Origin of the sequence: Novosphingobium sp. FSW06-99, assembly GCF_001519065.1 — a bacterium.
Lineage (GTDB): Bacteria > Pseudomonadota > Alphaproteobacteria > Sphingomonadales > Sphingomonadaceae > Novosphingobium.
This window is the reverse complement of the sequence record NZ_KQ954253.1, coordinates 192,661-217,509: the sequence shown is the minus strand read 5'-3', so window position 1 is coordinate 217,509 and position 24,849 is coordinate 192,661. Positions and strand designations below refer to the sequence as shown.

The 24,849-nt window shown below is 63.2% G+C and carries 18 protein-coding genes; 7 read left to right on the top strand and 11 right to left on the bottom strand.

Translation table 11 applies throughout. The features are described from left to right. Positions 1 to 247 precede the first annotated feature (247 nt). A complete protein-coding gene (locus AQZ49_RS05765; RefSeq protein WP_067613872.1) occupies positions 248 to 952 on the top strand; it encodes a hypothetical protein in 705 nt (234 codons plus the stop codon). A gap of 44 nt (positions 953 to 996) precedes the next feature. Here AQZ49_RS05765 and AQZ49_RS05760 read toward each other — a convergent pair whose 3' ends face one another. Continuing rightward, the gene (locus AQZ49_RS05760) at positions 997 to 1,647 is read right to left on the bottom strand and encodes a BON domain-containing protein (RefSeq protein WP_067613870.1); all 651 of its coding nucleotides are present in this window, start codon (positions 1,645 to 1,647) and stop codon (positions 997 to 999) included. 189 nt (positions 1,648 to 1,836) lie between these two features. Here AQZ49_RS05760 and AQZ49_RS05755 point away from each other — a divergent pair, with 189 nt between their 5' ends. Together AQZ49_RS05755 and AQZ49_RS05750 are read left to right on the top strand one after the other, a co-directional pair. After that, complete coding sequence (locus AQZ49_RS05755) at positions 1,837 to 3,486, top strand: oleate hydratase (RefSeq protein WP_067613868.1); 1,650 nt, start codon at positions 1,837 to 1,839, stop codon at positions 3,484 to 3,486. Between the two features lie 15 nt (positions 3,487 to 3,501). Continuing rightward, complete coding sequence (locus tag AQZ49_RS05750) at positions 3,502 to 4,095, top strand: hypothetical protein (RefSeq protein ID WP_067613866.1); 594 nt, start codon at positions 3,502 to 3,504, stop codon at positions 4,093 to 4,095. Between the two features lie 143 nt (positions 4,096 to 4,238). On the opposite strand, the gene AQZ49_RS05745 is transcribed toward AQZ49_RS05750, so the two are convergent. From AQZ49_RS05745 to AQZ49_RS05705, 9 genes are all read right to left on the bottom strand, one after another. Beyond that, complete coding sequence (locus tag AQZ49_RS05745) at positions 4,239 to 6,548, bottom strand: HAD-IC family P-type ATPase (RefSeq protein WP_197410940.1); 2,310 nt, start codon at positions 6,546 to 6,548, stop codon at positions 4,239 to 4,241. Beyond that, positions 6,541 to 7,725, bottom strand: coding sequence for an ABC transporter permease (locus AQZ49_RS05740; RefSeq protein ID WP_067613862.1), 1,185 nt, complete (start codon positions 7,723 to 7,725; stop codon positions 6,541 to 6,543). The genes AQZ49_RS05745 and AQZ49_RS05740 overlap by 8 nt, the downstream gene beginning before the upstream one ends. Further along, the gene (locus AQZ49_RS05735; protein WP_067613860.1) at positions 7,725 to 9,185 is read right to left on the bottom strand and encodes an efflux transporter outer membrane subunit; all 1,461 of its coding nucleotides are present in this window, start codon (positions 9,183 to 9,185) and stop codon (positions 7,725 to 7,727) included. Before AQZ49_RS05735 ends, AQZ49_RS05740 begins: the two co-directional genes overlap by 1 nt. Beyond that, positions 9,166 to 10,320: an HlyD family secretion protein gene (locus tag AQZ49_RS05730; RefSeq protein ID WP_082701561.1), complete on the bottom strand. Its 1,155-nt coding sequence runs from the start codon at positions 10,318 to 10,320 to the stop codon at positions 9,166 to 9,168. Before AQZ49_RS05730 ends, AQZ49_RS05735 begins: the two co-directional genes overlap by 20 nt. Then, positions 10,313 to 11,002 (bottom strand): ABC transporter ATP-binding protein, encoded by a 690-nt coding sequence (locus AQZ49_RS05725; RefSeq protein ID WP_067613855.1) that lies wholly within the window; start codon positions 11,000 to 11,002, stop codon positions 10,313 to 10,315. The genes AQZ49_RS05730 and AQZ49_RS05725 overlap by 8 nt, the downstream gene beginning before the upstream one ends. 125 nt (positions 11,003 to 11,127) lie before the next feature. Further along, positions 11,128 to 11,730 (bottom strand): histidine phosphatase family protein, encoded by a 603-nt coding sequence (locus AQZ49_RS05720; RefSeq protein ID WP_067613853.1) that lies wholly within the window; start codon positions 11,728 to 11,730, stop codon positions 11,128 to 11,130. Next, positions 11,727 to 14,171, bottom strand: a complete 2,445-nt coding sequence (locus AQZ49_RS05715) for a phosphoketolase family protein (RefSeq protein ID WP_082701559.1) — start codon at positions 14,169 to 14,171, stop codon at positions 11,727 to 11,729. The genes AQZ49_RS05720 and AQZ49_RS05715 overlap by 4 nt, the downstream gene beginning before the upstream one ends. 84 nt (positions 14,172 to 14,255) lie before the next feature. Continuing rightward, positions 14,256 to 14,837 (bottom strand): NAD(P)H-dependent oxidoreductase, encoded by a 582-nt coding sequence (locus AQZ49_RS05710; protein ID WP_082701612.1) that lies wholly within the window; start codon positions 14,835 to 14,837, stop codon positions 14,256 to 14,258. A 14-nt stretch (positions 14,838 to 14,851) separates the two neighbouring features. Beyond that, positions 14,852 to 16,141, bottom strand: a complete 1,290-nt coding sequence (locus AQZ49_RS05705; RefSeq protein WP_082701557.1) for a glycoside hydrolase family 130 protein — start codon at positions 16,139 to 16,141, stop codon at positions 14,852 to 14,854. 107 nt (positions 16,142 to 16,248) lie between these two features. Here AQZ49_RS05705 and AQZ49_RS05700 point away from each other — a divergent pair, with 107 nt between their 5' ends. The 3 genes from AQZ49_RS05700 to AQZ49_RS05690 all read left to right on the top strand — a co-directional run bounded on the left by AQZ49_RS05700 (position 16,249) and on the right by AQZ49_RS05690 (position 20,842). Next, positions 16,249 to 16,989 carry an HAD-IIB family hydrolase gene (locus tag AQZ49_RS05700; RefSeq protein WP_067613849.1) on the top strand — a complete coding sequence of 247 codons (741 nt, stop codon included), beginning with the start codon at positions 16,249 to 16,251 and terminating at the stop codon, positions 16,987 to 16,989. 302 nt (positions 16,990 to 17,291) lie between these two features. Next, positions 17,292 to 19,532 carry a glycosyltransferase family 4 protein gene (locus tag AQZ49_RS05695; protein WP_067613847.1) on the top strand — a complete coding sequence of 747 codons (2,241 nt, stop codon included), beginning with the start codon at positions 17,292 to 17,294 and terminating at the stop codon, positions 19,530 to 19,532. A gap of 8 nt (positions 19,533 to 19,540) precedes the next feature. After that, positions 19,541 to 20,842, top strand: a complete 1,302-nt coding sequence (locus AQZ49_RS05690; RefSeq protein WP_067613845.1) for a glycoside hydrolase family 130 protein — start codon at positions 19,541 to 19,543, stop codon at positions 20,840 to 20,842. 46 nt (positions 20,843 to 20,888) lie between these two features. Here the strand turns inward: AQZ49_RS05690 and AQZ49_RS05685 are convergent, their stop codons facing one another. After that, positions 20,889 to 22,298, bottom strand: coding sequence for an alpha/beta hydrolase family protein (locus tag AQZ49_RS05685; RefSeq protein ID WP_067613843.1), 1,410 nt, complete (start codon positions 22,296 to 22,298; stop codon positions 20,889 to 20,891). A gap of 212 nt (positions 22,299 to 22,510) precedes the next feature. On the opposite strand from AQZ49_RS05685, the gene AQZ49_RS05680 reads away from it, so the two are divergent. After that, positions 22,511 to 24,811, top strand: coding sequence for a TonB-dependent receptor (locus AQZ49_RS05680; protein WP_067613841.1), 2,301 nt, complete (start codon positions 22,511 to 22,513; stop codon positions 24,809 to 24,811). Positions 24,812 to 24,849 lie beyond the last annotated feature (38 nt).

Sequence of the window (24,849 nt, the reverse complement as noted above, 5' to 3'; positions counted from 1 at the left end):
GTTTGTCGGGCCCATCCGCGATTGTCGGCGCAAGGCAAAGGAACTGCTGAGTGAAAGCGATGGTCTTGAAACACCCGTGCGCGCAACTGGTGTGTGCAGGGCTGGCTGGTGAGCGAGGGTGCCTGGCGCCTCTATCGCTTTGGTGCGGCGGTTGCCAACCAGCCACATTCGGATTTGCGCACGGGGGCGCTTCGAAGGCGCCGCCGTGTTCGTTCACACGACCAACCATCCACCCCGGAGCAATGCCATGACCACAACCCATCTCAACGGGCATCACACCGTGACGCTCGCTGCCATCTTCAGCCATCCCGCGCCGCATAATATCGAATGGCACGATGTCGTGTCGTTGCTCGACCACATCGGTACGGCAACCCCGCGTCATGGCGGCGGCTATACCGTGACCATCGGCGCCGATCATATCACGCTGCCGCGCCCCCACGGGCACGATCTGGTTGACGATGAACTGCGCCATCTGCGCACGTTTCTGGCCAAGGCAGGGTTTTCGCCCGATGGCGCCATAGTGGAGGCCGCGCTCGAACGGCCCGACACGTGGGGCATCGTGTTGATCGACCATCACCAGGCACGACTGTTTTCGCCGGGCAGCAAAGGCAGCAATCATGCCGCGCTGCATATCATCCGGCCAGAGGATGATTACGGTTCGCGCCGCCGGCTTGCGCATCCCCAGCACAACGACGATCATGATGGCGGGCGGTCTTCGGAGGACGAAGGCTATTATCGTCGCATCGCAGCCGAACTGGCCGCAGCACAGCGCATCGTGGTGTTCAGCGACGGCAAGGGCCGCAGCAGTGCCGGCGAGTATTTGGTCGATTATGTCAAGCGGCATGACCACGCACTGGCCACCCGCATCATTGTCAGCGAAAGCATCGACATTTCGCAGACCTCGGACAACGAAGCGGTGGCCGCGGGGCTAGCCCTGCTGGCCACCGCCTGACAATTCCGGGCGCGGTGAGGCCAGTCCTCACCGCGCCCGGGCGTTCAACCGGCGACGACGAGGTCGTTTTCGATATCGGTAATGCCGGGCGATGCCCAGGCGATAGTCGATGCCTTCCACTTGTCGGCCGGGGTGTGCACGGTGCCTTTCAAGATGACCTTGCTGCCTTCGGCACTAACCGTGATGTTCGACGGGTCAAACCATGACCGATGCAGCGCCTTGCCGATGTCGTGGCTGATGTCGGCCACGTTGACATGGGGTTTGATCGTGATCCGGTTGGAGACACCGACCACCCCGCGCAGGCCACGCACCACCGCTTCGCTGGCATCCTTCTGGAAATGCCATTCGACTTGTCCGGTCAGCTTGATCCAGCCGTCTTCGACTTCGACCTTGATCGCATCGCCGGGAACCGTCACTTCCCAGCGCAACCGGTCGATCGCTGCGCGCGCGATCGTTTCGTCACCGTGGTCGGGCTGGCCGGGCAGGACCACTTTGATCTCCTGCGCTACGGCCTTGACCCCGCGGACCCGCGCCGCCGCATGTTCGGCGGCCAGCTTGGCCAGATAGTCGGGCACTTGCCCGGTCAGCGTGACGATGCCGTCGCTGGCGGACACGCCGATATGTGCGGCATTGACAGTGGGTTCCCACAGAAATTCGGCGAGTACGGCTTCCTGAAGCTGGCGATCTGCAGACATGAATATTCCCGATTGCCGCGAGTTGGGGCGTGGCTGTTGCGGCACGGCTGACCGCGAACGGGTCGAATCTAGGCGTGTTTGCCGCGCGCAGCAGGATCGGAAAGTACCCCTCTGCGTACATTCCGGCGCTGTGGCTCACCGGGCGCGAGGATATCTTTGGCCCATCACCACCAGGCCAGGAGCGCCCCGATGACTTTGCCCCATGCATCATCTGCCAGCCTGCATTCAGGCGCCGTACGACCCGAACGGGCATGGCTGGTCGGTGGAGGCATCGCCTCGCTGGCGGCAGCCGCCTTCTTGATCCGCGATGGTGACATGCGTGGGTGCGACATCACCATTCTGGAAGAAACCGACCGCTTGGGCGGCAGTCTGGATGGCGCGGGCAGCGCCGATCTTGGCTATGTCCTGCGGGGCGGGCGCATGCTGGAAAGCAAATACTTGTGCACGTTCGATCTGTACGGTTCGATCCCGACGCTCGACGGCAAGACCACTGTGACGCAGGAAATCCAGGAGTGGAACATGCTGTTGCAAACCAATTCAAAGGCGCGGCTGGTGCGCGATGCGTCGCGCGAAACCGATCCCGAATTCGGCCTGTCCGAACGACACATCCTGACGATCGAACGGCTGGCGATCGAACCGGAGGCGCTGTTGGCCGAAACCACGATTGCCGACCAGTTCGGTCCCTCGTTCTTCAACACCAATTTCTGGATCATGTGGCGCACCACCTTTGCGTTTCAGCCGTGGCACAGCGCAGTCGAATTCCGGCGCTATCTGTTGCGGTTCGCGCACATGATATCCGGCTTTGGCCGGCTCAAGGGGATCATGCGCACGGTGTACAACCAGTACGATTCGCTGGTCCGCCCGTTGCAGGCGTGGCTGGAATCGCATGGCGTCAAATTTGCGTTTCACACCTCGGTCACCGACTTGTCGATGGTCGAGCGTATCGGCCGGATCACGGTTGACCGGATCGTGTGCGGTGATCAGGGCAGAACATGGGACATCGCGGTGGGGCCAAACGACCTGGTGCTGGTCACGTTGGGGTCGATGACCGAAGGATCGCACCTCGGCACGATGGAAACCGCGCCCGAACTCGGCACCAAGCACGATGGCGGGGCATGGCGCTTGTGGGAAATGCTGGCGCAGGGACGGCCCGCGTTCGGGCGCCCGGCGGTGTTTGACAGCCACGTTGAACAGTCGAAGTGGACGTCCTTCACGATCACGTTGCATGATCCGACATTTCTGCGGCTGGTCCGCGATTTCAGCGGCAATGTGCCGGGTGAGGGTGGATTGATCACTTTTGCCCAGTCGAACTGGCTTGCCTCGATCGTCATCCCGCATCAACCGCATTTCATCGGTCAACCCAAGGGCGTCGAGGTGGTCTGGGGCTATGGCCTGACGGTCGATACCCCGGGCAATTTTGTAGACAAGCCGATGTCGGCCTGCAGCGGGCGCGAGATCATGACCGAAATCCTCGGCCACCTCGGCATTGTCGATGAGGCGTCGGGGATTCTCGCCAGTTCGATCTGCATCCCGTGCATGATGCCGTTCATCACCAGCCAGTTCATGCCGCGCCGCCACGGTGACCGGCCCGACGTCATCCCTGCAGGCTATGGCAATCTTGCGCTGCTCGGGCAGTTTTGCGAATTGCCCGATGATGTCGTGTTCACGGTCGAATATTCGATCCGTTCGGCGGCGACGGCGGTCTATGCACTGCTGGGCCTCGCGCGCAAGCCGCCCGCCGTCTACAAGGGCACGTTCGACACGCGTGTGCTGGTCCGGGCATTCATGGCGCTGCACGGCGGGGGCCGCGATGAACCCGCGCCCGCGATCGTGGCCTGATCGTCGGTTCTGACGATGCCTTATAGGGAATCTGCCTGGTCCCAGGCAGCCGCATGGGTCGAGGCAATTGGCGCGATAGCGGCGGTAATCGGGTCTGGATGGGTTGCCGCCAGGGACGGGCGCGCGGCGCGCCGCCGCGAAGACCGCGCCGAGGCTGCCATCGTAAAGAAGGATGCGCGCGCAGAACTGGCGACCAGAACCGCCGCGTTGAACCTGGCAATCCTGGCCGCGACGCAAATCCGCGACCTGCACGTGCTGCTGGTCGATGAAGCCTGGCGCGGGCGGGTCACGCGGGTTTCGGCTAGCCACGCGCTGCTGGCAACCGAACGGATGTTGACCGCCTTTCCGATCCAGTCGCTGGCCGAGGCGGCGGCGATGGTGCAATTCTCGCGCTTTCCGGCATCGCTTGCCACGGCTGCGGAAGTCTACGCCAATCTCGAAGCCGCCGTGCGTGCCGCGCCAGAGGCCGACCGCGCCGCGATCTTCGAAGCCAGCAACGAACAGATGGCCAGGCTGGACAAGGCGACCAACCGGCAACTGACGGGATTTGCGACGACGCTGGGGCTCAATCTGGCCAAGCTCAGCGGCCTGGTGCGCGCCGCCGACTGATCGGCTTTTACCAGGCCGCGCAAAGCGCTGTTCATACCTCCCGCTCCTCCTCCACGCCCGACCACCAACGATACCATCAGGTTATGGTGGTCGTGCGGGGAAGAGGGGCGGGAGGTATGACTGCGCGTCAGTGCACCTTGGTATTATTCGATCGGCAGAACGCGCAACAGCGCCAGTTTGATTGTGTCGAGCACCAACGCCAGGACGATCGCCCCACCGAACACCGCCGCCATGATCGCCAAGGGTAATCGCGCCATCAACCAACCCTGCGCGGCCAAAGTGGAAAAGACGGCAATTTCCAGCGCCGATCCCGCCAGCAGCAGATTGCCCGGTCGGCTCTTGCCCAGGCGGTGCCTCTCGCGCACGACGTAGAAGATTGCCTGACCGCTGTAGACCATGGTTATCATGGTCAGCGTTTGCAGCGCGCGAAGGCCAAGCTGCATATGATAGTGGCCAACGCCCAGAATTGCCGCGCAGAATACCAGATCGCACAGACCCAGCACTGCGCTCACAATCGAAAGGTTGCGCAGCCGCCAGACATTGGGCCTGGCCGAGGGTTGGACGTTGTCGGTGGCCGATGTCAGCGCGATGAAATCGCCCCCGACCATGACCATGACCATCAGCATCGGGGTCAGCACCGCCCCGCCGGTCATGATCAGGCCGACCAGCAGCATCAGCACTTGTGCCGCCTTGTGGACAAGCGATCGCAGCGTGAACGTCAGGATGCGTTGGAACGTTGCGCGTCCTTCTTCAACCACGGCGACAATCCCGCCAAGGCCCGCATCGGTCAGCACGATGCCCGCCGCCGATTTGGCGACATCGGTAGCGGTCGATACCGCAATGCCCATTTGCGCCTGGCGCAAGGCTGGCGCATCGTTGGCACCATCGCCACACATTCCGACGACGTGCCCGGCGCGTTGCAACGCCTTGACCAGCGCGAACTTGTCTTCGGGCAGAACGCCGGCGAACACCCCATAATGCTCGATGCCAGAGACTTGTGCGATCGGGCCGGCGGGGCAAGTCGGACCGGTAATTCCCACGGCATCGGCAACCACCCGCGCGGTGACCGCGCCATCGCCGGTAACCATGACTGCGCGCACGCCCAGGGCAAGCAGCCGGGCGATCAATGGTCCGGTATCGGGGCGCGGCGGGTCGCTCATCGCGATCGCTCCGGCGACAGTCAGCGGCGCCTTGGTGCCGCACGCCACCACCAGCACGCGATACCCTTTGGCTTGCAGATCCTCGACCATTGCCGTGACCTCGCTGGTGGCTTTCGCGCTGACAGCAGCCAGCGCACCCTTGGTGATCCGGATGATGGCGCCTGCGGCGTCCTTCGCGGTTGCGGCCGACATCTTGATCGCCGGATCGAAGGGAGAAAAACCGGTGCGCAGCCATCCGCGCGGGTTTGCCGTACCGGCGGCTGCCCGAATGGCCGCGTCCAGCGGATCGGCACCGCCATCGGAACTGGCCAGCGCAGCCATGGCAAGCACATCGGCCGCATCGAAGCCTGGCAACGGCTGGCACTTGGCCACCGTCAACGCATTGCGTGTCAGCGTGCCGGTCTTGTCTGCGCACAGAATATCCATCACCGCTGCCTCGTCGAGCGCCGACAATCGGGTGGGCAGGACCCCGCGCCGGGCCACCGTACGCGCGCCGACGGTGGCCGCCAGCGTAAACATCGACGGCAAGGCGGCAGGGATCGAGGCAAGCAGGGCAACCAGCACCAGCGGCACGATCTGCCGCGCCGAAAGACCAAGCCCGAACACGCCGATGCCCACCATCAACGCGGTGACACCGCCATTGAACAGCGCAAGGTTGCGCACCACGCGGAAAATCGCCTTTTGCTCGGTGCTTTCGACATAGGCGGTGCGGATCAGGTCTGCGCTGCGTCCGAATTTGGTTTTGCCGCCGATCGCCGTCACCAGCGCCACTGCCTCGCCGCGTTCGATCAATGCGCCGGCGAACGTTTCGAATCCCGGCCCGGCCTCCGCAGGCACGGATTCGCCGGTCAGCATCGACTGATCGATCAGCACCGCGCCGCCGATCAGGCGTACATCGGCGGGCACCACGGCGCCGAGCGACAGCTTTACCACATCGCCGCGCACCAGATCGGGCGCAGCGATTTTGCGCCACGCCCCGTCGCGCCGTACCGAGGCGTTGACCGCCAGCCGCGATGTCAACGCATCGAGCGTGGCCTGTGCCCGGCTTTCCTGAAAGAAACCCAGCGCGGCGTTGAACACCAGCAGCACCGCGATGCCCGCCGCTTCGGGATATTCGTGCAAGGTTATTTGCAGCACGATCGCCGCTTCGAGCATCCACGGCACCGGCGCCCAGAATTTGCCGAGCGCCCGGCGGATCGGATCGGGCCGTCCCTCATCGACGCGGTTGGGGCCTTCCTTGGCGCGGCGGCGATCTGCTTCGCCAGACGTCAGGCCGGTATCGCCGTCAGTCACGGAAGATCTCGAAGGGATCGATGCTGAGCACTTTGCGCGCGGCGATCACGCTCGACACCGCGGCGATCACCAACATCATCGCAAAAGCCAGCAACAAGTCGCCCAGCGTGATCAGTGCGGCGTAATTGGGCATCGTCGTGCGCGCCACTTCGATCACCAGCGAACACAGGCCGACGCCCAGGCCATAACCGACCAGCCCCGAAAACAGCGCCTGAAACATGATGATGAAAACCAGTTCGCGCCCTTGTGCGCCGATCGCCTTCAACGCGCCGAACTTGTCGATGTTTTCCAGCACGAACGTATAGAACGTCTGGCCAGAGATCGACAGTCCGACGATAAAGCTGATCACGCACATCAGCATGATGTTGGCACCGATACCGGTCTGCCAAGTGTAGAAGCGCGATATGCGGGTATCGAACTGGTCCTTGGTCAGCGCCAGATAGCCGAGTTTCGCAACCGCGGCCTGGATGCGCGGGATGTCGGCGGGGGTCTTGGGTTCGACCAGCACATAGGCATCGGCAAATCGTGTCTGGGGCAGATATTGCAGCGCGCGATTGTACGTTGTGTACAGCGTGGGCACGCCGAACAGGCCGTTGGAGGCGACTTTGGCAATGCCGACGATCACCGCCCGGTGGTCGTTGATTTCAAAGCTCGCGCCGATGCCGGGCGAATTCAGCTTGGCATATTCGGAATCGTTGACGACAAAGAACCCGTTCTCGCCATAGATGTCGGTGATTACGCCCTTTTCCATGTCGGGTCGGCCATAGAGACTGGTGTCGTCCAACCCGATTACGGTCACGCTCTGATAGGCGCCATTGTGCAACCGGGCGAGCCCGCCGCCCATGTACAACGGCACCGCATAGCGCACGCCGTCCATGCTGCGCACCGCATCCTGCACATAGTTGGGTAACGGGATGATGTTGGCGACCGTATTGACTGCCGGGTCCATCACCCAGATGCTGGCCCCGACATTGGCCACGGTCGAACTCGATCGCTGCAGGATGCCTGCAAACATCGATGTCATCTGCACCATCAGGAACACTGCAAACGTGATCCCGATCACCACCGAATAGAATTTGGTGCGGTCGTTGACGAGCAGCTTGAGCGCGATCACATACAAGCCGGGATTGAACACCCCGCCCGAAGTGCCGGGGGCCACAGGTTCGGTGCCTGGCATTATCGCGTGCCGCCGACAGGCAGGGTGCTGGTCCAGCCTCCGCCCGAGGCCAGATCGAGCGCGACCACGTCCTGCAAACGTTGCGCCTTGGCACCGATCACCACCAGCCGCGCGCGTTCGGCGGCCAGCGTCAGCGTCATCGCGTCGAATTCGGCGATTACCCCCGCCCCCAGATTGGCCTGTGCCAGATCATGGTTGCCGCGCGCGGCAGCGAACGCGGCATGGTCGGCGGCCGAAACACGCGCATCGGTGTCGAGCGCGGCCAGACAGTCGGTCACTTGTTCAAGCGCGACGAGCACGGTCTGGCGATAATCGGCCAGCGCCTTGGCATGCGCGGCCTGTGCCGCGCGCCGGTTGTTGCGCAGCGTGCCGCCGCGAAAGATCGGGATGTCGATGCCCGGACCCACGCTCCAGAACCGTCCGGCCGGACCAGCCAGTTGCGACAGTGCAGTGCTGGCCGTGCCATAGCTGCCGGTCAGGCTGATCGAGGGGTACATCGCCGCCGTGGCCACGCCGATCTGGGCATTGGCCTGGTGGACACTCGCTTCGGCCTGAAGAATGTCGGGCCGCTGGTGCACCAGTTGCGAGGGCAGGCTGACCGGCAAGTCGGCGGGCAGGCCCAGATCGGCCAGCGTGGGCAGGGGCGGCGCCCACGCCGCCGGTTCGCGCCCGATCAGCATGGCCAGCAGGGTGACCGTGGCGGCCAGTCGCTGCTGAACCAGGGCCAGGCTGGCGCGATCGGTCGCCAATTGCTGCTCGGCGACCAAAACATCGGCCCATGCGCCATATCCGGCGCCAAAGCGCGCGTGCAGCATGTCGCGCTGGGCGGCATCCATCCGCACGATCGCGGCCAGACTCGTGCTTTCCTCGGCATAACCGGCATGGGCGATCGCGGCGTCGGCGATGCCGCCGGTCAGCAACAACCATGCCGCACCAAGCGCCTGACGCTGGTATTCGGCTTGCGCGCGCAAAGCTTCGACGCCGCGCCGTTCGCCGCCGAACAGGTCGAGCGTATAGCTGACGGAACCTGCGGCGGTGTAGAGGCTGAACGTTGATCCGGGGCCATTTTCGTCGAGCAGCGTCGGGGTGGTGTGTTCGCGCGTCGCATCGGCCGAGCCATTGATCTGCGGCCAGAACACGCCTGCGCCTGCCTGTGCCAGATCGCGGCTCTGGGTCAGCGCTGCGCGGGCCGAACTCAGCGACGGGCTTGCCTGCAGGCCGGTTGCCACCAGCGCATCGAGCGCGGGAGAGGCAAAGGCATGCCACCACGCCTGGGCGGGGCCAGTGCCGACAACCGGGGTCTGGGTAATACCATCGCCGGTCATCACCGAGGGCGCGACGTTGCTGTAGCGATCGAGCAGGGGGGGCGCGGGCCGGGTGAAATTCGGACCCAGCACACAGCCGCCCAGCACGGCACATCCGGCGATCAGCGTGATGCCCCTATTGGCGGATATAGACATCAACTTCCTCACCCGGATAGAGTTTGAAAGCGGGGTCGGTGCGGAAGTGAAAGATCACCGGCAGCACCCGCAGATCGACTTGTTCCTGGCGTTCGTTCGACAGTTCGATCTTGGGCGTGACATAAGGCTGGATACGCACGAACTGCAGCGCGAATTGCCGGTTCGCGCCACGAATGGACATCTGCGCCTGGATCGTTGCACCATGCGGCAACCCGGCCAGCAGGATTTCATCGACATAGACCCTGACCGCCAGCGTTCCTGCATTCGGCCCCAGCACCACGGCGGGCAGATTCATTTCGGTATAGCTGTCAAACGCGCCCAGCGACGAGACATAGCCACCCTTGGGGATGTTGAGCGCCATGACCACCCCATCGCTGGGCGCCTTGACGAGGTATTTCCCCAACAACGCCTGCCCTGCGGCATAAGTGTGCGACAGCGCGTCATATTGCGCCGCCTGGTTCTGAACATCGTAGATCCACGCACCGGCCCGGGTCAGGCTCAATTGCCGCTGGGCCACGACGACCCCCGCCTGGGCCGCACTGGCGGCGTCGATCGCGGAATCGAGCGCTTCCTTGCTGACCGAGCGCGGGTCGAGCGCGGCCGATCGGATCACTTTGTCGCGGGTGCGCGCCAGGGTTTGCAAGGTGGCCTGCGCCTGACCCAATTGCGATGCGACCACTGCCAGCGTTTCGCGGCGCGGTTCGGCCTTCAGCTCGTTGAGCAGCGCCAGCGCGGCCTTTGCCTGCAGGCCCTCTTGTCGGGTGGTGGCCAATTGCACCGAATTGTCGATCGCAAACAGCGGTTGGCCGGCGTGAACCGTCTGTCCTTCGGTGACATATGTCGCGACAACCGGCCCAGATACTTCGGGAAACACGTTGAGGTTTTCACCGCTGGTCTGATCGCTTTCGATGATGCCATTGGCAAAGATCGCGTGCGGATAGGGGTTGGCGCTGGGTTGGAATGCGGGGGGTTGCGGCTTGACCGGGCGATTGAGGATGATCGCGATGATCACCGCAAAAATCACCCCGGCCAACGCCACCAACATCAGCATGCGGCCCGGCAACGCAGGTTTGGCGGGCAGGGGCGCTTCAGGCGGGTTGACCGGCACATCCGGTGTGGGAGACGGATCAGCCATTGGTGTTGTCTTCCTGGCTTGATAGCTTGCCGTCTTCCATGTGCAGGATCGAACTGGCGAACTCATAGATGCGGGCATCATGGGTAACGATGACGATCGCCCGCGTCGGGGTCAGCAAGTGGGTCTTGACGAACCCGACGATATTGCGCCCGGTGTCGCCATCGAGCGAGGCGGTCGGTTCGTCGAGGATCAGGATATCGGGCTGGGTGATGATGGCCCGGGCAATCGCCACGCGTTGCTGTTCGCCCCCGCTCAACTTGACCGGTTGCAGGTCGGCGCGCTTATCGAGCCCGACCAGCGCCAGCGTCTGCACCGCCGTGGCCATCGCCTTGCCCCATGCAACACCGCGCAACACCAGCGGAATCGCGACATTTTCGGCGGTGGTCAGGCGCGGAAACAAGTGAAAATCTTGAAACACAAAGCCTATGTTGTGCAACCGGAACCGGGCGTCGTCGCTGGCGCTCAGGTCCCAGACATCGACCCCTTTGACCAGCACGCGCCCGCTGCTGGGCCGCAGGATACCCGAAATCATGCTGAGCAGGGTGGTCTTGCCGCTGCCCGAGGGGCCGACGATGTACAGCATCTGGCCCATCGGAATGTCGATCGTTACATCGTTGACCGCGATGGTGCGCGCTTCTCCCGTGCCAAACACCCGGCACAAGTGCTGCGCCGATATCGCCATCGCTGGCGGCGATGTTTGAGGTGCCACGGGGGCGGGCATGACTGGCCTTTGCGATTGCGAATGCGAAGACCGGGGCTAAGCGTGGCGGCGGCAAGGGGGCAGGATCGGAATCTACCCAGCGCGGTTCAGATCAGCCGATCGGGCGCAACCACGTTCCAGCGGACGATCACCGGGACTGCGGGATATCCCGGCCTGGCGCCGAGCACGCTCAACGAAGCGGGATCGAGCACCAGATGTTCGCCCGCAGCACCGGGCAGTCCGACCCAGCGCGCCGCCAGCACACGACCAAAATGGGCGTGGCTGAACACCGCAATCGGCCCGGTCATCGTGCGCAACCGATCGATCACGCGGTCGGCGCGCGCAACCACATCGGCAACGCTTTCGCCGCCCGGGCTGCCATCGGTAAACACGTTCCAGCCCGGGTCCAGCGCGTGCACCTGGGGGGTGTCCAGCCCTTCGTACCGGCCATAATCCCATTCGGCGAGATCGGCATCGGTTACCGCCATGCGTCCGTTCACGGCCAGCAGACAGGTGCGCCGCGCGCGTTGCAGCGGACTGGTAAACACGTGCGAAAACCGGAACGGGGCAAGCATCGGCGCCAGCTCACGCGCCATCGCCTCGCCGTTCGCGGTCAACGCTATGTCGGTGCGTCCGGTGTGCTGTCCCGACAATGACCACGCAGTCTCGCCATGCCGGATCAGCATGACGGTCGGCAAAATCGACGTCATTGCGGCCAGACCCAATCGCGGATTTCGGGCATATCCCTGCCGTGCACATCGATGTAGCGCGTATGCGCGGCCAGCTTGTCGCGCATCGTCTGGGCCAGCCAGGCGCCCCGGCTGCCCAGATCGGGCAAATGGCCGATCGCATCGAGCACGAGGTGAAACCGATCGATCCCGTTTTGCACGCGAATGTCGAACGCAGTGGTGATGGTACCTTCCTCTTGATAGCCGTGCACCGACAGGGTGCGGTTTGTGCGCGCGTGGGTCAAGCGTTGTACCAGCCCGGGATAGCCGTGAAAGGCAAATATTACCGGCCGGGTGCGGGTAAACAGCGCATCATAATCCGCATCGGTCAGCCCGTGGGGATGTTCGTTGGCCAAATGCAGCGTGGTCAGATCGACCACATTGATGACCCGTACGCGCAGATCGGGCAGATGCGTGCGCAAGATGGTGACCGCGGCCAGCACTTCGAGTGTGGGCGTATCACCGCAAGCGGCCATGACCAGATCGGGGTCGGCGTCCGCATCACCGTCGTTGCTGGCCCATTTCCAGATGCCGATGCCTTGTGCGCAATGGGCGATGGCCGCATCGATAGTCAGCCATTGCGGCATCGCGTGCTTGCCGGCGACCACCACGTTGATATGGTGACGGCTGTGCAGGCAATGGTCGATCACCGCCAGCAGACAATTGGCATCGGGCGGCAGAAAAGCGCGCACGATGGCAGGTTTCTTGGTCAGGATATGGTCGAGAAATCCCGGGTCCTGATGGGTAAACCCGTTGTGATCCTGCTGCCACACGTGCGACGAGAGCAGCAGGTTCAGCGATGCGATCGGCTTGCGCCAGGGCAATTGCGCGGTGACTTTCAGCCATTTGGCATGCTGGCTGGCCATCGAATCGATGATCCGCACAAACGCTTCGTAGCTTGCGAAAATGCCGTGTCGGCCGGTCAGCAGATAGCCTTCGAGCCAACCTTCGCAATTGTGTTCGGACAGCATGGCATCGAGCACGCGCCCATCCGGGGCTAGGAATTCATCGTGGGTGATGATCGCTTCTTCCCACTGCCGATTGGTGACATCGAACACCGCATCGAGCATGTTCGACACCGTCTCGTCGGGGCCGAACAGGCGGAAATTGGCCGAGGCGCGGTTCAATTCCACCACATCGCGCAAGAATGTGCCCAGGATGCCCATGTCCGATGCCGTGATCGCGCCTGGCGCAGGGACGGTGCAGGCATGGTCGTGGACATCGGGCAGGTGCAAGTCGCGCAGCAGCAATCCGCCGTTGGCATGGGGGTTGGCCCCCATGCGTCGCCCGCCCTGCGGCGCCAGCGCCGCGATTTCGGGCAATAGCCGCCCCAGATCGTCAAACAGTGCTTCCGGGCGATAGCTGCGCATCCAGGCTTCGAGCAGCGCGACATGGCCGGGACGATCGGCATCGACTTGCAACGGCACCTGGTGCGCGTGAAATGTACCTTCGATCGCTACGCCGTCGACCGCTTTGGGCCCGGTCCAGCCTTTGGGCGATCGCAGCACGATCATGGGCCAGCGCGGCATCGGGCTCGGTTCATCCCACCGCGCCGGGTTCTTGCGCGCATCGTCCTGGATGCGCCGGATTGCCGCAATCGCAGTATCCATGGCGCGCGCCATCGTCTGGTGCATCACCGCCGGGTCGTCGCCTTCGACAAACAGGGGGGCCCAGCCATAGCCGGTCAGCAGGTTTTCCAGATCGGCCGGATCGATCCGCGCCAGCACGGTCGGATTGCTGATCTTGTAGCCGTTGAGGTGCAGGATCGGCAGCACGGCGCCATCGGTTCTGGCGCTGAGAAACTTGTTTGAATGCCATGCTGTCGCCAGCGGCCCGGTCTCTGCCTCGCCATCGCCGATTACACAGGCGACGATAAGGTCGGGATTGTCGAAGGCCGCGCCAAAGGCGTGGCTCAACGAATAGCCCAGTTCGCCGCCCTCGTGGATCGATCCCGGCGTGGTCGGTGCAACATGACTGGAAATCCCGCCGGGGAACGAAAACTGGGTGAACAGCTTTTTCAATCCGGCGGTGTCGCGGCTGATGCCTGGATAGACCTCGCTATAGCTGCCTTCGAGATACGTCGCGCCCACCAGCGCCGGGCCACCGTGCCCGGGTCCGGCGATATAGATCATGTCCAGATCATGCGACACGATCACCCGATTGAGGTGCGCATAGATGAAGGTTTGCCCCGGAGTGGTTCCCCAATGTCCGACGACCAGCGGTTTGACATGGTCGAGCGTCAGGGGGTCGCGCAGCAGCGGATTGTCATAAAGATAGATCTGCCCGACCGACAGGTAATTGGCCGCCCGCCACCACGCATCGATCAGCGCGGCCTCGACCGGATCGAGTGTCGCCAGACCGGTCGAGCGCAGCGCCAGCGTCTTGGCACCGGCAGGTTCGTGCAATTCGACGGGGGAATTCATGCCGTGGCCCTTTGTGCAGAACGATCGCGCAGGGGATAGCGGCGCGGCGCGGCCCGCAGTCAGCGTCGGAATGTACTCAGACTCTCAGGGCGCTGCGGATTCCCGGCAGGCCCTGGTCGCGGCCTGGCGGACATCTTCCATGTTCTGCGAAAAGAACCGCTCGTTCATGCCCTTGACCACCGAGCGGAAATGGACGTGCTCGGTCGAGCCCATGGCAAAGGCATGGCGGATATAACGATCGAACAGATGCAGCAGCGATTGCCATTCGCCCTGTTCTTCCAGCCAGACCTGCGAATTGCCCGACGAAGAAAAGCTGAGCAGGTCCTTGCCGGCCAGACCGGTGCAGAACACCCGCTCGACATAGCCTTTGAGCATGGCCGGGGGAGAGCCGAGCCAGATCGGATAGACCAGCACCACAACCTTCGCATCGGCGATCAGCGCGCGCTCGGCAAGCACGTCGGGATGCACCACGAAATCGGCCGAGCCAGGCTGCTCCTCGGCCCGGAGTACCGGATCGAAGTGCATGGCATATAAGTCGCGAAGCACGGCCTGCTGTCCGCATTGCCGTACCGTCTCGCAATAGCGCGTCGCGACCGCCGCGTTGAAACTGTCGGGCGCGGGGTGGCACAAGATCACCACGTGGCTGGACGGGGCAGGGCTGTTCATCGACGGGCCTTTCTTCATTCCATCGCCGCCAGCAACTGATCGACCGACAGCGTGGCGAACGTGGTGAAGCTGTCGGCAACCGCATAAGGCAGGATCAGCGTGCGTCCGTTGACCAGTCCGCCGCAACTGTAGAGCACGTTTGGCACATAGCCGTCGCGTTCGAGCACGCCCGGGCGCAACAGCGGGGCGGCCAGGCGCCGCAACACGATGGCCGGGTCATCCTTGTCGAGCAGGCAGGCGCCGATGCAGTAATTGCGCACCGGGCCTACGCCGTGGACCAGCACCAGCCAACCTTCGTCGATCTCGATCGGACTGCCGCAATTGCCCATCTGTACCCATTCCCAAACCCACTTGGGGGAAAGGATCTTCGTGCCGGTATCCCAGCAATCGATATCGTCGGATCGCAACAGCCACAGACTTTCGTGATCGAGCCGCGCCAGCATCGCCATGCGCCCGTCGATGCGCCGGGGAAACAGTGCCATGCCTTTGTCGGCGGCGGCGGCGCCGTGCAGCGGGGTCAGCTCGAACGTCGAAAAGTCGTCGGTGCGCAGCAATTCGACGCGGATATCGGTGCTGCTGCACGCGGTATACGTGCCAAGATAGTGGGTCGTACCGTCTTCGGCGACAAACCGCACGAGCCGCAAGTCTTCAATGCCGTGGCTCTGTCGCACGGTAATCGGAAAGATCACGATTTCCGACAGATCGCGCGCCTGGCGGCACGACAGTCGCACACCGACGTCTTCGGGCGCCCCGCCTGGCAGCGTTTCGATCGATGGCGATATGGCTTCTGTGTTGGCAGGGTCGATGCTGATCGTGCCATCGGCCAGGATCATGCCGGTGCGAAAGGTGATCGAGGAAATGTGCCCTTCGCCCACACCGCGCAGCGACAGCACAAAGCGCAAGGCGCCAGGGTCTACATCGCTTTGATCGGGGTGGGCGACCATGCTTGGATTGAACAGCGCGGCAGCTTCGAACGAATATTCCTCGCAGAAGAACGCACCGATCAGCACTCGCTGCCCATGCGACATCGGCTGGCTGGCAATCATTGTGCCGTCGACTTCGTGAAACCGGCGCAGCAACACCTCTTCAACATGTGAATGCCGGTCGGACAAACTGGCAATGACCCGCTCCAGCTCTGTGGCGAGGTCTGCCGCGTCAAGCGCCAGGACGCGATTGGCCAGGCATTGCGCCCGGCTGATCGAGGGGGTCCGGTCGTCCGCCGGTGTGAACGGCCGCAACACCACACGGGCAGGGTCAGCGCGCAACACGATCGGCAGATGGCTTATTGCAATGTCGGGCACCATGGCGGGGCTCTGCCATCGGGCCGGTGGTGGCGGCAGGATCGGAATCTACGTTGGTACATTCCGATCCTGTCGGCGCGGAGGCCAGTCTGGCAACCATCCTGAGACCGATGAAACGCCTGATCGCCTTTGACCTCGACGGAACGCTTGCCGCCAGCAAGCAACCGATCGATCCTGCCACGTCCGGGCTGCTGGCCCGATTGGTGCAGCATGTCCCTGTGGCCATCATCTCGGGCGGGGATTGGCCCCAATTCATGGTGCAAGTGGTCGATCGGCTGCCACCCGCGATCAACTTTTCGCGTCTTTCGCTGCTGCCGACATCGGGGGCAAAACGCTATCGGTTCGAAGGTCAATGGCGATGCGTTCATGCCGACCTGTTGCATGCGGATGAACGCGCCCGCATCATCGCGGCGCTGCAAACCGCTGTTGCGACCACTGACCTGGCGCAGGCACAATGCTGGGGTGACCGGATCGAGGATCGGGGCAGTCAGATCACGCTGTCGGCGCTGGGGCAACAGGCCCCGCCCGCCGCCAAGCTGGCGTGGGACCCGGACCGCACCCGACGTGAAGCCTTGCGCGCGCTGCTGGTCCCGATCTTGCCGGGCTTTGCCGTGCGGATTGGCGGTTCGACGTCGATCGATGTGACGCGCGCCGGTGTCGACAAGGCCTGGGGGCTGCTCGGCCTGGCGCGCCTGCAAGGTCTGGCGACCAGCGACATCGCCTATGTCGGCGATGCGCTCTATCCAGGCGGCAATGATCGGGCGGTTGCCGATGCCGGCATCGATTGCATCGCGGTGCGTGACGAGGTCGACACCCGGCTGGTCATCACCACGATACTGTTGTGTGCGTGATACCCCAGGCCCCGCAAACAATCCCGTCGGCGCCCGTGGCCGTGCGAAATGCCGCCGAATTGATGCCGGGAAACCGCCCGGCCATGCTAGACGCCAACGCATCGCGACTATTCGGACCCGAGCCGTTCGCGACTGAGGGATGCGATGCGCCCCCGCTTGACGCAGGAGAGCGCACAATGTGCCTCAATCCAATACTCTCGCCGATATTTTTCGACCGGGCAGGTTGCAACCGTCAGTCGAAAGGCACGCTTTGAGACGATGCTTCGTGGGGTCAGCTAAGAGTTGCCTTTGTCGGCAATGCCTTGCCCCGGCGTTGCGGTATCGCCACGTTTACCACCGACCTTGAACTTGCCGTGCGCCATCTCGACACCGTGGCACAGACCGCGATCGTCGCGATGTGCGACCCCGGCGAGCACTATGTATTCGGCTCGCACGTGCGCTGGACGATCGACCAGGACGAACGGCAAGGCTATCGCGCGGCGGCGGACTATATCAATGCGCAGGCCTTCGACGTCGTCTGCCTGCAACACGAATTCGGCATCTTCGGTGGTGAAGCGGGCGAATGGGTGCTCGACCTGATCGCCGCGCTGCGGGTGCCATTGGTCACCACGCTGCACACCGTGCTCGATCGTCCCACCCCGGCCCAGCGCCGGGTGGTTGACGCGATCCTGGCGGCCTCGGCGCAGATCGTGGTCATGGCGCGCAAGGGGCGGGCGATCCTGGTCGATACCTATGGCGCCGATCCCGACACGATCGTGGTGATCGCGCACGGCATCCCCGATATGCCCCTGGTCACCTCGCACCGCGCCAAGGCTGCACTGGGCTTTGCCGATCGCCAGGTGATCCTGACTTTTGGCCTGCTCAGTCCCAACAAGGGCATCGAGACGATGATCGCGGCGATGCCGGTCGTGCTCGCAAAAGTACCCGACGCAATCTATGTGGTGATGGGCGCGACCCATCCCGCGCTGTTGCGGTCTGCCGGTGAAGCCTATCGCAACAGTCTGATCACGCGGGTTCATGCCTTGGGCCTCGATGACCATGTTGTGTTCCTCAACCGGTTCGTCGAACGGCCCGAACTGCTCGACCATATCGCGATGTGCGATGTCTATGTGACCCCCTATCTCGGTGAGGCGCAAATGACCTCGGGCACGCTGGCCTATTCGCATGGAATGGGCCGTCCCGTGGTCTCGACGCCCTATTGGCATGCGGTCGAATTGTTGATGGACGGGTCGGGCGTGCTGGTCCCGTTCAACGAACCCGAAAGCTTGGGCAAGGCCGTGGCCGATCTGCTGGTCGATGATCGCGCGCGCCTTGCCATCGGGCGCAAGGCCTATGTGGCCAGTCGCGCGATGACCTGGGCCAATGTCGCGGTGCGCTATCGCGATTGCTTTCGCTTTGCCTGCGATCGTCCGGCACCCGCGCTGCCACGGATGGAATTGGCGCATTTTCAGGCAATGTGCGATGATACCGGCCTGTTTCAACATGCCGTTCACGGCATTCCCGACCGTCATCACGGCTATTGCATCGATGACAATGCCCGTGCGCTGATCGCTTGCTGCCGCATCGGCGCCGATGGGCACGGCGCGTTTGCGCAGGCCATGGCGCCGCGTTTTGCCGCATTTATTCAGCACGGCTGGAACCCGGACAACGGGATGTTCCGCAATTTCATGGGCTACGACCGGCGCTGGCTCGAACCTTCGGGGTCGCAGGACAGCCATGGCCGGACACTGTGGGCGCTGGGTGTATGTGCCCAGTCGCAGGATCATCCGGCGCTGGCCCGCTGGGCGGCGCCGCTGTTCAGGCTGGCGATGACGTCGGTTGCCGGGTTCGGATCGCCACGCGCCTGGGCGTTTGCCTTGCTGGGGTTCAACGCCTATTGCCCGACACACCCGCGCGATACGGCCGCGGAGTACTTGCGCCGGGACCTTGCCGAACGGCTGCAACGCTGCCTGCATACGTGCGCGTCGGCCGACTGGGTGTGGTTCGAAGACCGCCTGAGTTACGATAACGCCCGCCTGTGCGAAGCCCTGATCGTAACCGGTCGGGCACTTGGCGATCAGAACATGGTGGCCGAGGGCCTACGCGCACTGCGCTGGTTGCTGGCCGCACAGACCGCGCCAAGCGGGCATTTTCGTCCGGTCGGTTCGGATGGCTTTCTGTTGGGCACGCGCCAGGCGCCGCTGCCGTTTGACCAGCAACCGGTCGAAGCCTGTGCCACGATCGCCGCCTGCATGGCCGCACACGCGGTCGATCCCGCGCCGTCGTGGGTGGTCGAGGCGCAACGTGCCTTTGCCTGGTTCACGGGGACCAACGATCTGGGTGTACCGTTGGTCGATACCGCCACCGGCAGTTGCCGCGACGGGTTGCACCCCGACCGCGCCAACGAAAATCGCGGGGCGGAATCGCTGCTCGCCTATCTGCTTGCGCTGTCGGACATGCGTCGGATCACACGCCGGATCGCCAGTCCCAAGGTCCCCGGACCGATCATCCACGCCGCGTCACCGGCGACCCCGGCCTTCTTTCAGACCCTTCCAGCCGAATAGAGATCAAGATGGCCAGCGTTCCGCTTTTCAACCGCCAGGCATTGCACTTGCGGCCAGACCCTTCGCGCGTGGTGGTACGACCGTTCCGACCGGCGGTCGAACCGCGCGACCTGTCGCCGCTCGACAAGACGCGCGCCAACCACGTGGTCGATCGCGTGCTCGCGCTGAGCGAGACCGAAGCGGCCGCGGTGCTGGCCGCAACAGTCGACAACTTCGACGATCGCCATCGCAATCTGCCCCAGATTTTCGATGCTCGCGCCGATGAAATGGAACAGGCGCTGTTCAGGCATCCCCCGCTCACCCCGGTGCAGCGGCGATTGATCGGCGCCTATTTTCTGCATGAATACAGCTTTGAGGCAGCGGCGCTGTTCAACCCCAGCATTGTGCAGCATCCCGACCAGAGCGGGGTCGCGCCCGGTGCGCTGCGCTTCATCCTGTCATTGCGCGCCGTGGGCGAGGGGCACGTGTCGTCGCTGACGTTCCGGTCGGGCACGATCGCCGCCGAGGGCACGATAACGATCGATCCTCCGGCGCGTCTGTCGACCCTGCCCAGGATACTTGCGCACGAAGGCGACTGGGTCGATCTGACTTTCGAACCGGAAAGCGCCATGGCCGAACGGGTGATCTTTCCCGTCACCAGGGCGCAATCGAATGGGATCGAGGATGCGCGCTTTGTGGCGTTTACCGAAGCGGGCCTGACCACGTACTATGCCACCTATACGGCGTACAACGGCCGGGCGATCCGTTCCGAACTGATCGAAACGCGCGATTTCGTGTCGTTCCGCATGGTCCCGCTGACAGGCACGGCCTCGCACAACAAGGGTATGGCGCTGTTTCCCCGCAAGATCGACGGTCGCTATGCGATGATCACGCGCGAAGATAACGAGAACCTGCATTTGGCGTTTTCCGACAACATCTATGACTGGAACGCGGGCACGCCGTTGCTTGGCCCCAAATATCCCTGGGAATTCGTCCAGATCGGCAATTGCGGTTCTCCGGTCGAACTCGACGAGGGCTGGCTGATGTTCACCCATGGGGTAGGCCCGGTACGACACTATGCGATCGGCGCCGTGCTGCTCGACAAGCATGATCCATCGATCGTGATCGGCCGGTCGCGTGTGCCATTGGTGGAACCCGAAAAGACCGAACGCGAAGGCTATGTGCCCAACGTGGTCTATTCCTGTGGCGCGCTGCGGTTTGGCGAACGCGTGATCCTGCCTTATGCGATCTGCGACACCGTTTCGACGTTTGCCACGATCTCGACCGACCGGCTGGTTGCGATCCTGCGCGACGGAATGGTCGATCCATGACCCGCAGATCGACCGCATCGTCGGATGGGGCGTTGAAGCGTTGAAGCTACTTGGTCTGCACGATCCAGGTTGCCACGGTATCCAGCGCATCCGGGTCGAATGTCTGGGTGATCCTGCCATATTCTGCGGGCGATCCGGTTTGCGCGCGCTGGAACAAGTGATTCAATCCCGCTAGCTCGACGATCCGGGCCTGGTGGTTGTCTTTCAGCAGTGCGCGCATAACCGGCAGATCGTCGGCGGCGGGCACTTGCAGGTCGAGCGATCCGTTGAGCGCCAGTGTCGGCACCGTCAGGCGGGACAGCGCCGGGGCCGGATCATAGGCCAGAAAACTGCGAAACCATGGGCTCGACAACACTTTGGCCATCTGCCCTGCCGTGGTGGCGGGGATAATCTGCCGGGCGACGGCGTCGTCGATATAGGCCTGCACCGCGCCTTGTGCTGCGGCATCGTCCCGGGCTTCGATCAGCGCCGGGTAATGCGCGCGGTTGAACGCCATCTGTTTGTCGATCTGCGCGTCGGTCTTGCCCATGGCCTTGCCGATCAGCGTACCCTGGCGTTCGAGCAGGCGATCGCCGCGCAAGGCGGGTGCGGCCAGCAACACGACAAAGGCGATGTCGCTGTGCCGGTTGGCCACCATCGGGGCGATCAGGCCGCCCTCCGAATGGCCCAACAGACCCAGCCGCTTCGCATCGATCCGGGGTTGCCGGGCAAGATACGAGGCCGCCGCATCGGCATCGTCGGCAAAATCGCTGACCGTTGCCCGCGTGTAATCGCCAGTCGACTGTCCGATGCCGCGTTTGTCATAGCGCAGCACGGCAATCCCGCGCCGCGCCAGAGCATCGCCCAGCACCAGAAAGACCTTGTGCCCCAGAACATCCTCGTCGCGATTGTTGGGCCCCGAACCGGCGATCAGCACGACCGCCGGAAACGGCCCTGGGCCGGGCGGCCGGCTGAGCGTTCCTGCCAAAGTGACGCCGGGCGCGGTCGAGGGGAATGTCACCGGCTGGTCGGTATAGGGGCGCGGGCCTCGCGCGATGGCCTCTTCCTGTGGCCGCGCGGGCTTAAGTGCGGCGACAGCGGCCTTGTCCGCCACGCGCGTCAGCACCAGCGGCAGGCCCTGTCCTTGCGACCAGGTGCCGATCCAGGCCTGTTTGTCGGCATCCCATTTCCCGGTGTAGTGGCCATTGATGGTGGGTGCGGCAAAGCTGAAACCATTGTCGCCGGTGGTGATCGCCTCGATCGGCACTGTGGTGTCGCCCTGGTCAACGCTTTCCAGTTTTCCCACCAGCTTGCCATCGGAACCGGTGGTCACGTGGATGACAATGCGCAACGATGCGGCCAGCAATCCACCCCAGTCGCCCACCACGTCTTGCGCGCTGGCGGACGATCCGGCCCCGGCGCCGATCACGGCTGAACAGATCAGTGCAAACTTTGCCAGACCTGCGGTGTTACGCATGATCGAACCCCCTGATTGTGCACCATTCGAGTCGCCCGGACCGTTGTGCGCAGTTTGCCGCACAGCGCAAGGGCGCAGCATATTGCAGCCGGCAGACTGCGACAACAAACATTCACGCTCGTGTGAATTAATGTTGCAAAGGCACACCGCCTGCGGCATCAGGAGCCATCGCGTCGCAGAGCGCGGACTTGGAGTGAGAGGAGGGTGGGTTCATGAAAGCGTTCATATTCATGGCAGGCGTATCCGCGCTGGGGTTTGGCTTTGGCACCGGGGCATTGGCACAGCAGGCCGCGCAGCCCGCCGCAAGCAGTGATGCCACGACCGGGACGAGCGACAAGTCAGCGGGCGAAATCGTCGTGACCGCGCAGCGGCGCCATGAAAACCTGCTGCAGACGCCAATCGCGGCGGCGGTGCTGTCGGGTGCCGATCTGGCGCAGAAGGGCGTGGTCACTGTCGACCAGTTGCAGTTTGCGATGCCCAGCGTGGTGATCAACAATTTCGGGCAGGGTCTGGAATTCAACATTCGCGGCATCGGCAAGGCCGAACACAACAGTCAGACCACCACCGGGGTGATCACCTATCGCGATGGCGTGCCCAGCTTTCCGGGCTATTTCCAGGAAGAGCCCTATTTCGACATTGCCGACATCCAGGTGCTGCGCGGTCCGCAAGGGACGATCGTGGGGCAGAATTCGACTGGCGGTGCGGTGTTTGCCAATACCAATGATCCGATCGTCGGTGGCGGCTATCACGGCTATCTCAACGCGAACTTCGGCAATTACACCGATGCCGGGGTGCAGGGCGCGCTCAACGTGCCGATCAGCGACACGTTCGCGGCGCGTGTGGCATTTTTCGGCGACCGGCGCGACAGTTTCTACACCATCACCGGGCCGGGCGGCACGGCGTACACCGGCAATCCGGGCAATGTGCGCGAAGCGGCGGGACGGATCAGCTTTTTGTGGAAACCGACCAGCAACCTGAGCATCCTGTCGAAAACCGATTTCGACTACCTCGACATGGGGGCCTATCCCGCCGATCCGTTCGAAGACCGGTTTGCCACGATCCCCGGCACGAACACGCCCAATCCCAATCACACCGATCTGTTCAACATCACCGCCAACGGGCCGCAGCAGGCGCGCGACAAGTTCGTGCGTTCGATCCTCAAGATCGACTATGCCTTTGACAGCGGGATAAAACTGCGATCGATCAGCGGGTTTTCGACCGGCAACACGGCTTATGCCGCCGATCTGGACGGCACCGCCAGCGGCATTCCGGCGCAGGGGCCATTTGTGGCCGTACCTGCCAACGAAACGTTCTATGACACGGTGACAGAGACGCAGTTCAGCCAGGAATTCAACGTGATCTCGCCCGACAACAAGCCGGTGACATGGCTGTTGGGTGCGTTCGGCCTGTGGGACACCTATTTCTTCCCGGCGCCGTTCAGCAACTTTGACATCAACGCCAATTCCACCGTGACCGGTGTCTATGCGCCCTATTACAATTACCAGCTCTATGGCCGCAATCCGGAACGTTCACTGGCGGCGTTCGGCCAGATCGGGTTTTCGCTTACTTCTACGCTGAAACTCGATCTGGGTGGGCGCTATACCGACAGTCGCACCACCAACTATGTGTCGGTCCAGCAATATGGCACGCTGATCAGCGACAGCCAGATTGCATCGTCGCATGCGTTTTCCTACAAAGTGTCGCTCGGCTGGAAAATCGATCCCGACAATTTTCTCTATGCCTTTGCGGCTTCGGGCTTCAAGCCGGGCGGGCTCAATGTGCCGGTGGGGCTGGGCAATCCCGCGCCCTTTGCGCCAGAGACGGTCCAATCCTTCGAAGGCGGCTGGAAATCCAATTTCGGCGGTGGCCACGGGCACCTGACGATCGATGGTTTCTACAACAATTACAAAAATTTCCAGGTCATCATCGGCTACCCCACGTATCCGACATTCGGCGACGAGTTGAACGTTGCCAATACGACCCGGATCTATGGCTTTGAGGCAGAGGCCGATTACAAGATCGGCGGACTGACGCTCGATGGCGGGATCAGCGTGGTGCACAGCGCGCTCGGGCAGTTCTACGCCAACGATCCGCGCAATTACATCTCCGGGGTCAGCGCCGTGCCGCCGCCGTGCGATCCCAATGTCGGACCGGCCAGTGCGACCTGCTATAACCTCAAGGGCGTGCAACAGGCCTATTCGCCGCCGTTCACTTTCAACGCATCGGCCAAATATGACCTGGATCTTGGCCAGGACAACCGGCTGACGCCGAGCGTCAATTTCGGCCATGTCGCACCGCAATGGGCGACGCTGTTCGAGAATGTGAACCTGGGCGACCGGTTGCAGGCGCGCAATATCCTGGGCGCGCAACTGGGATTGAAACACGGCAGTTGGACAGTCACCGTCTATGGGACCAACCTGACCAACGAACACTATGTTGCCGCGCTCAATTCAGGTCTCGATTTCGCCGGGCCGCCGCGCCAGTACGGTCTGAAACTGCTTGAAGTGTTCTAGGCTCTTGTTCACCCGGATGCCGATCACGGCATCTGGGT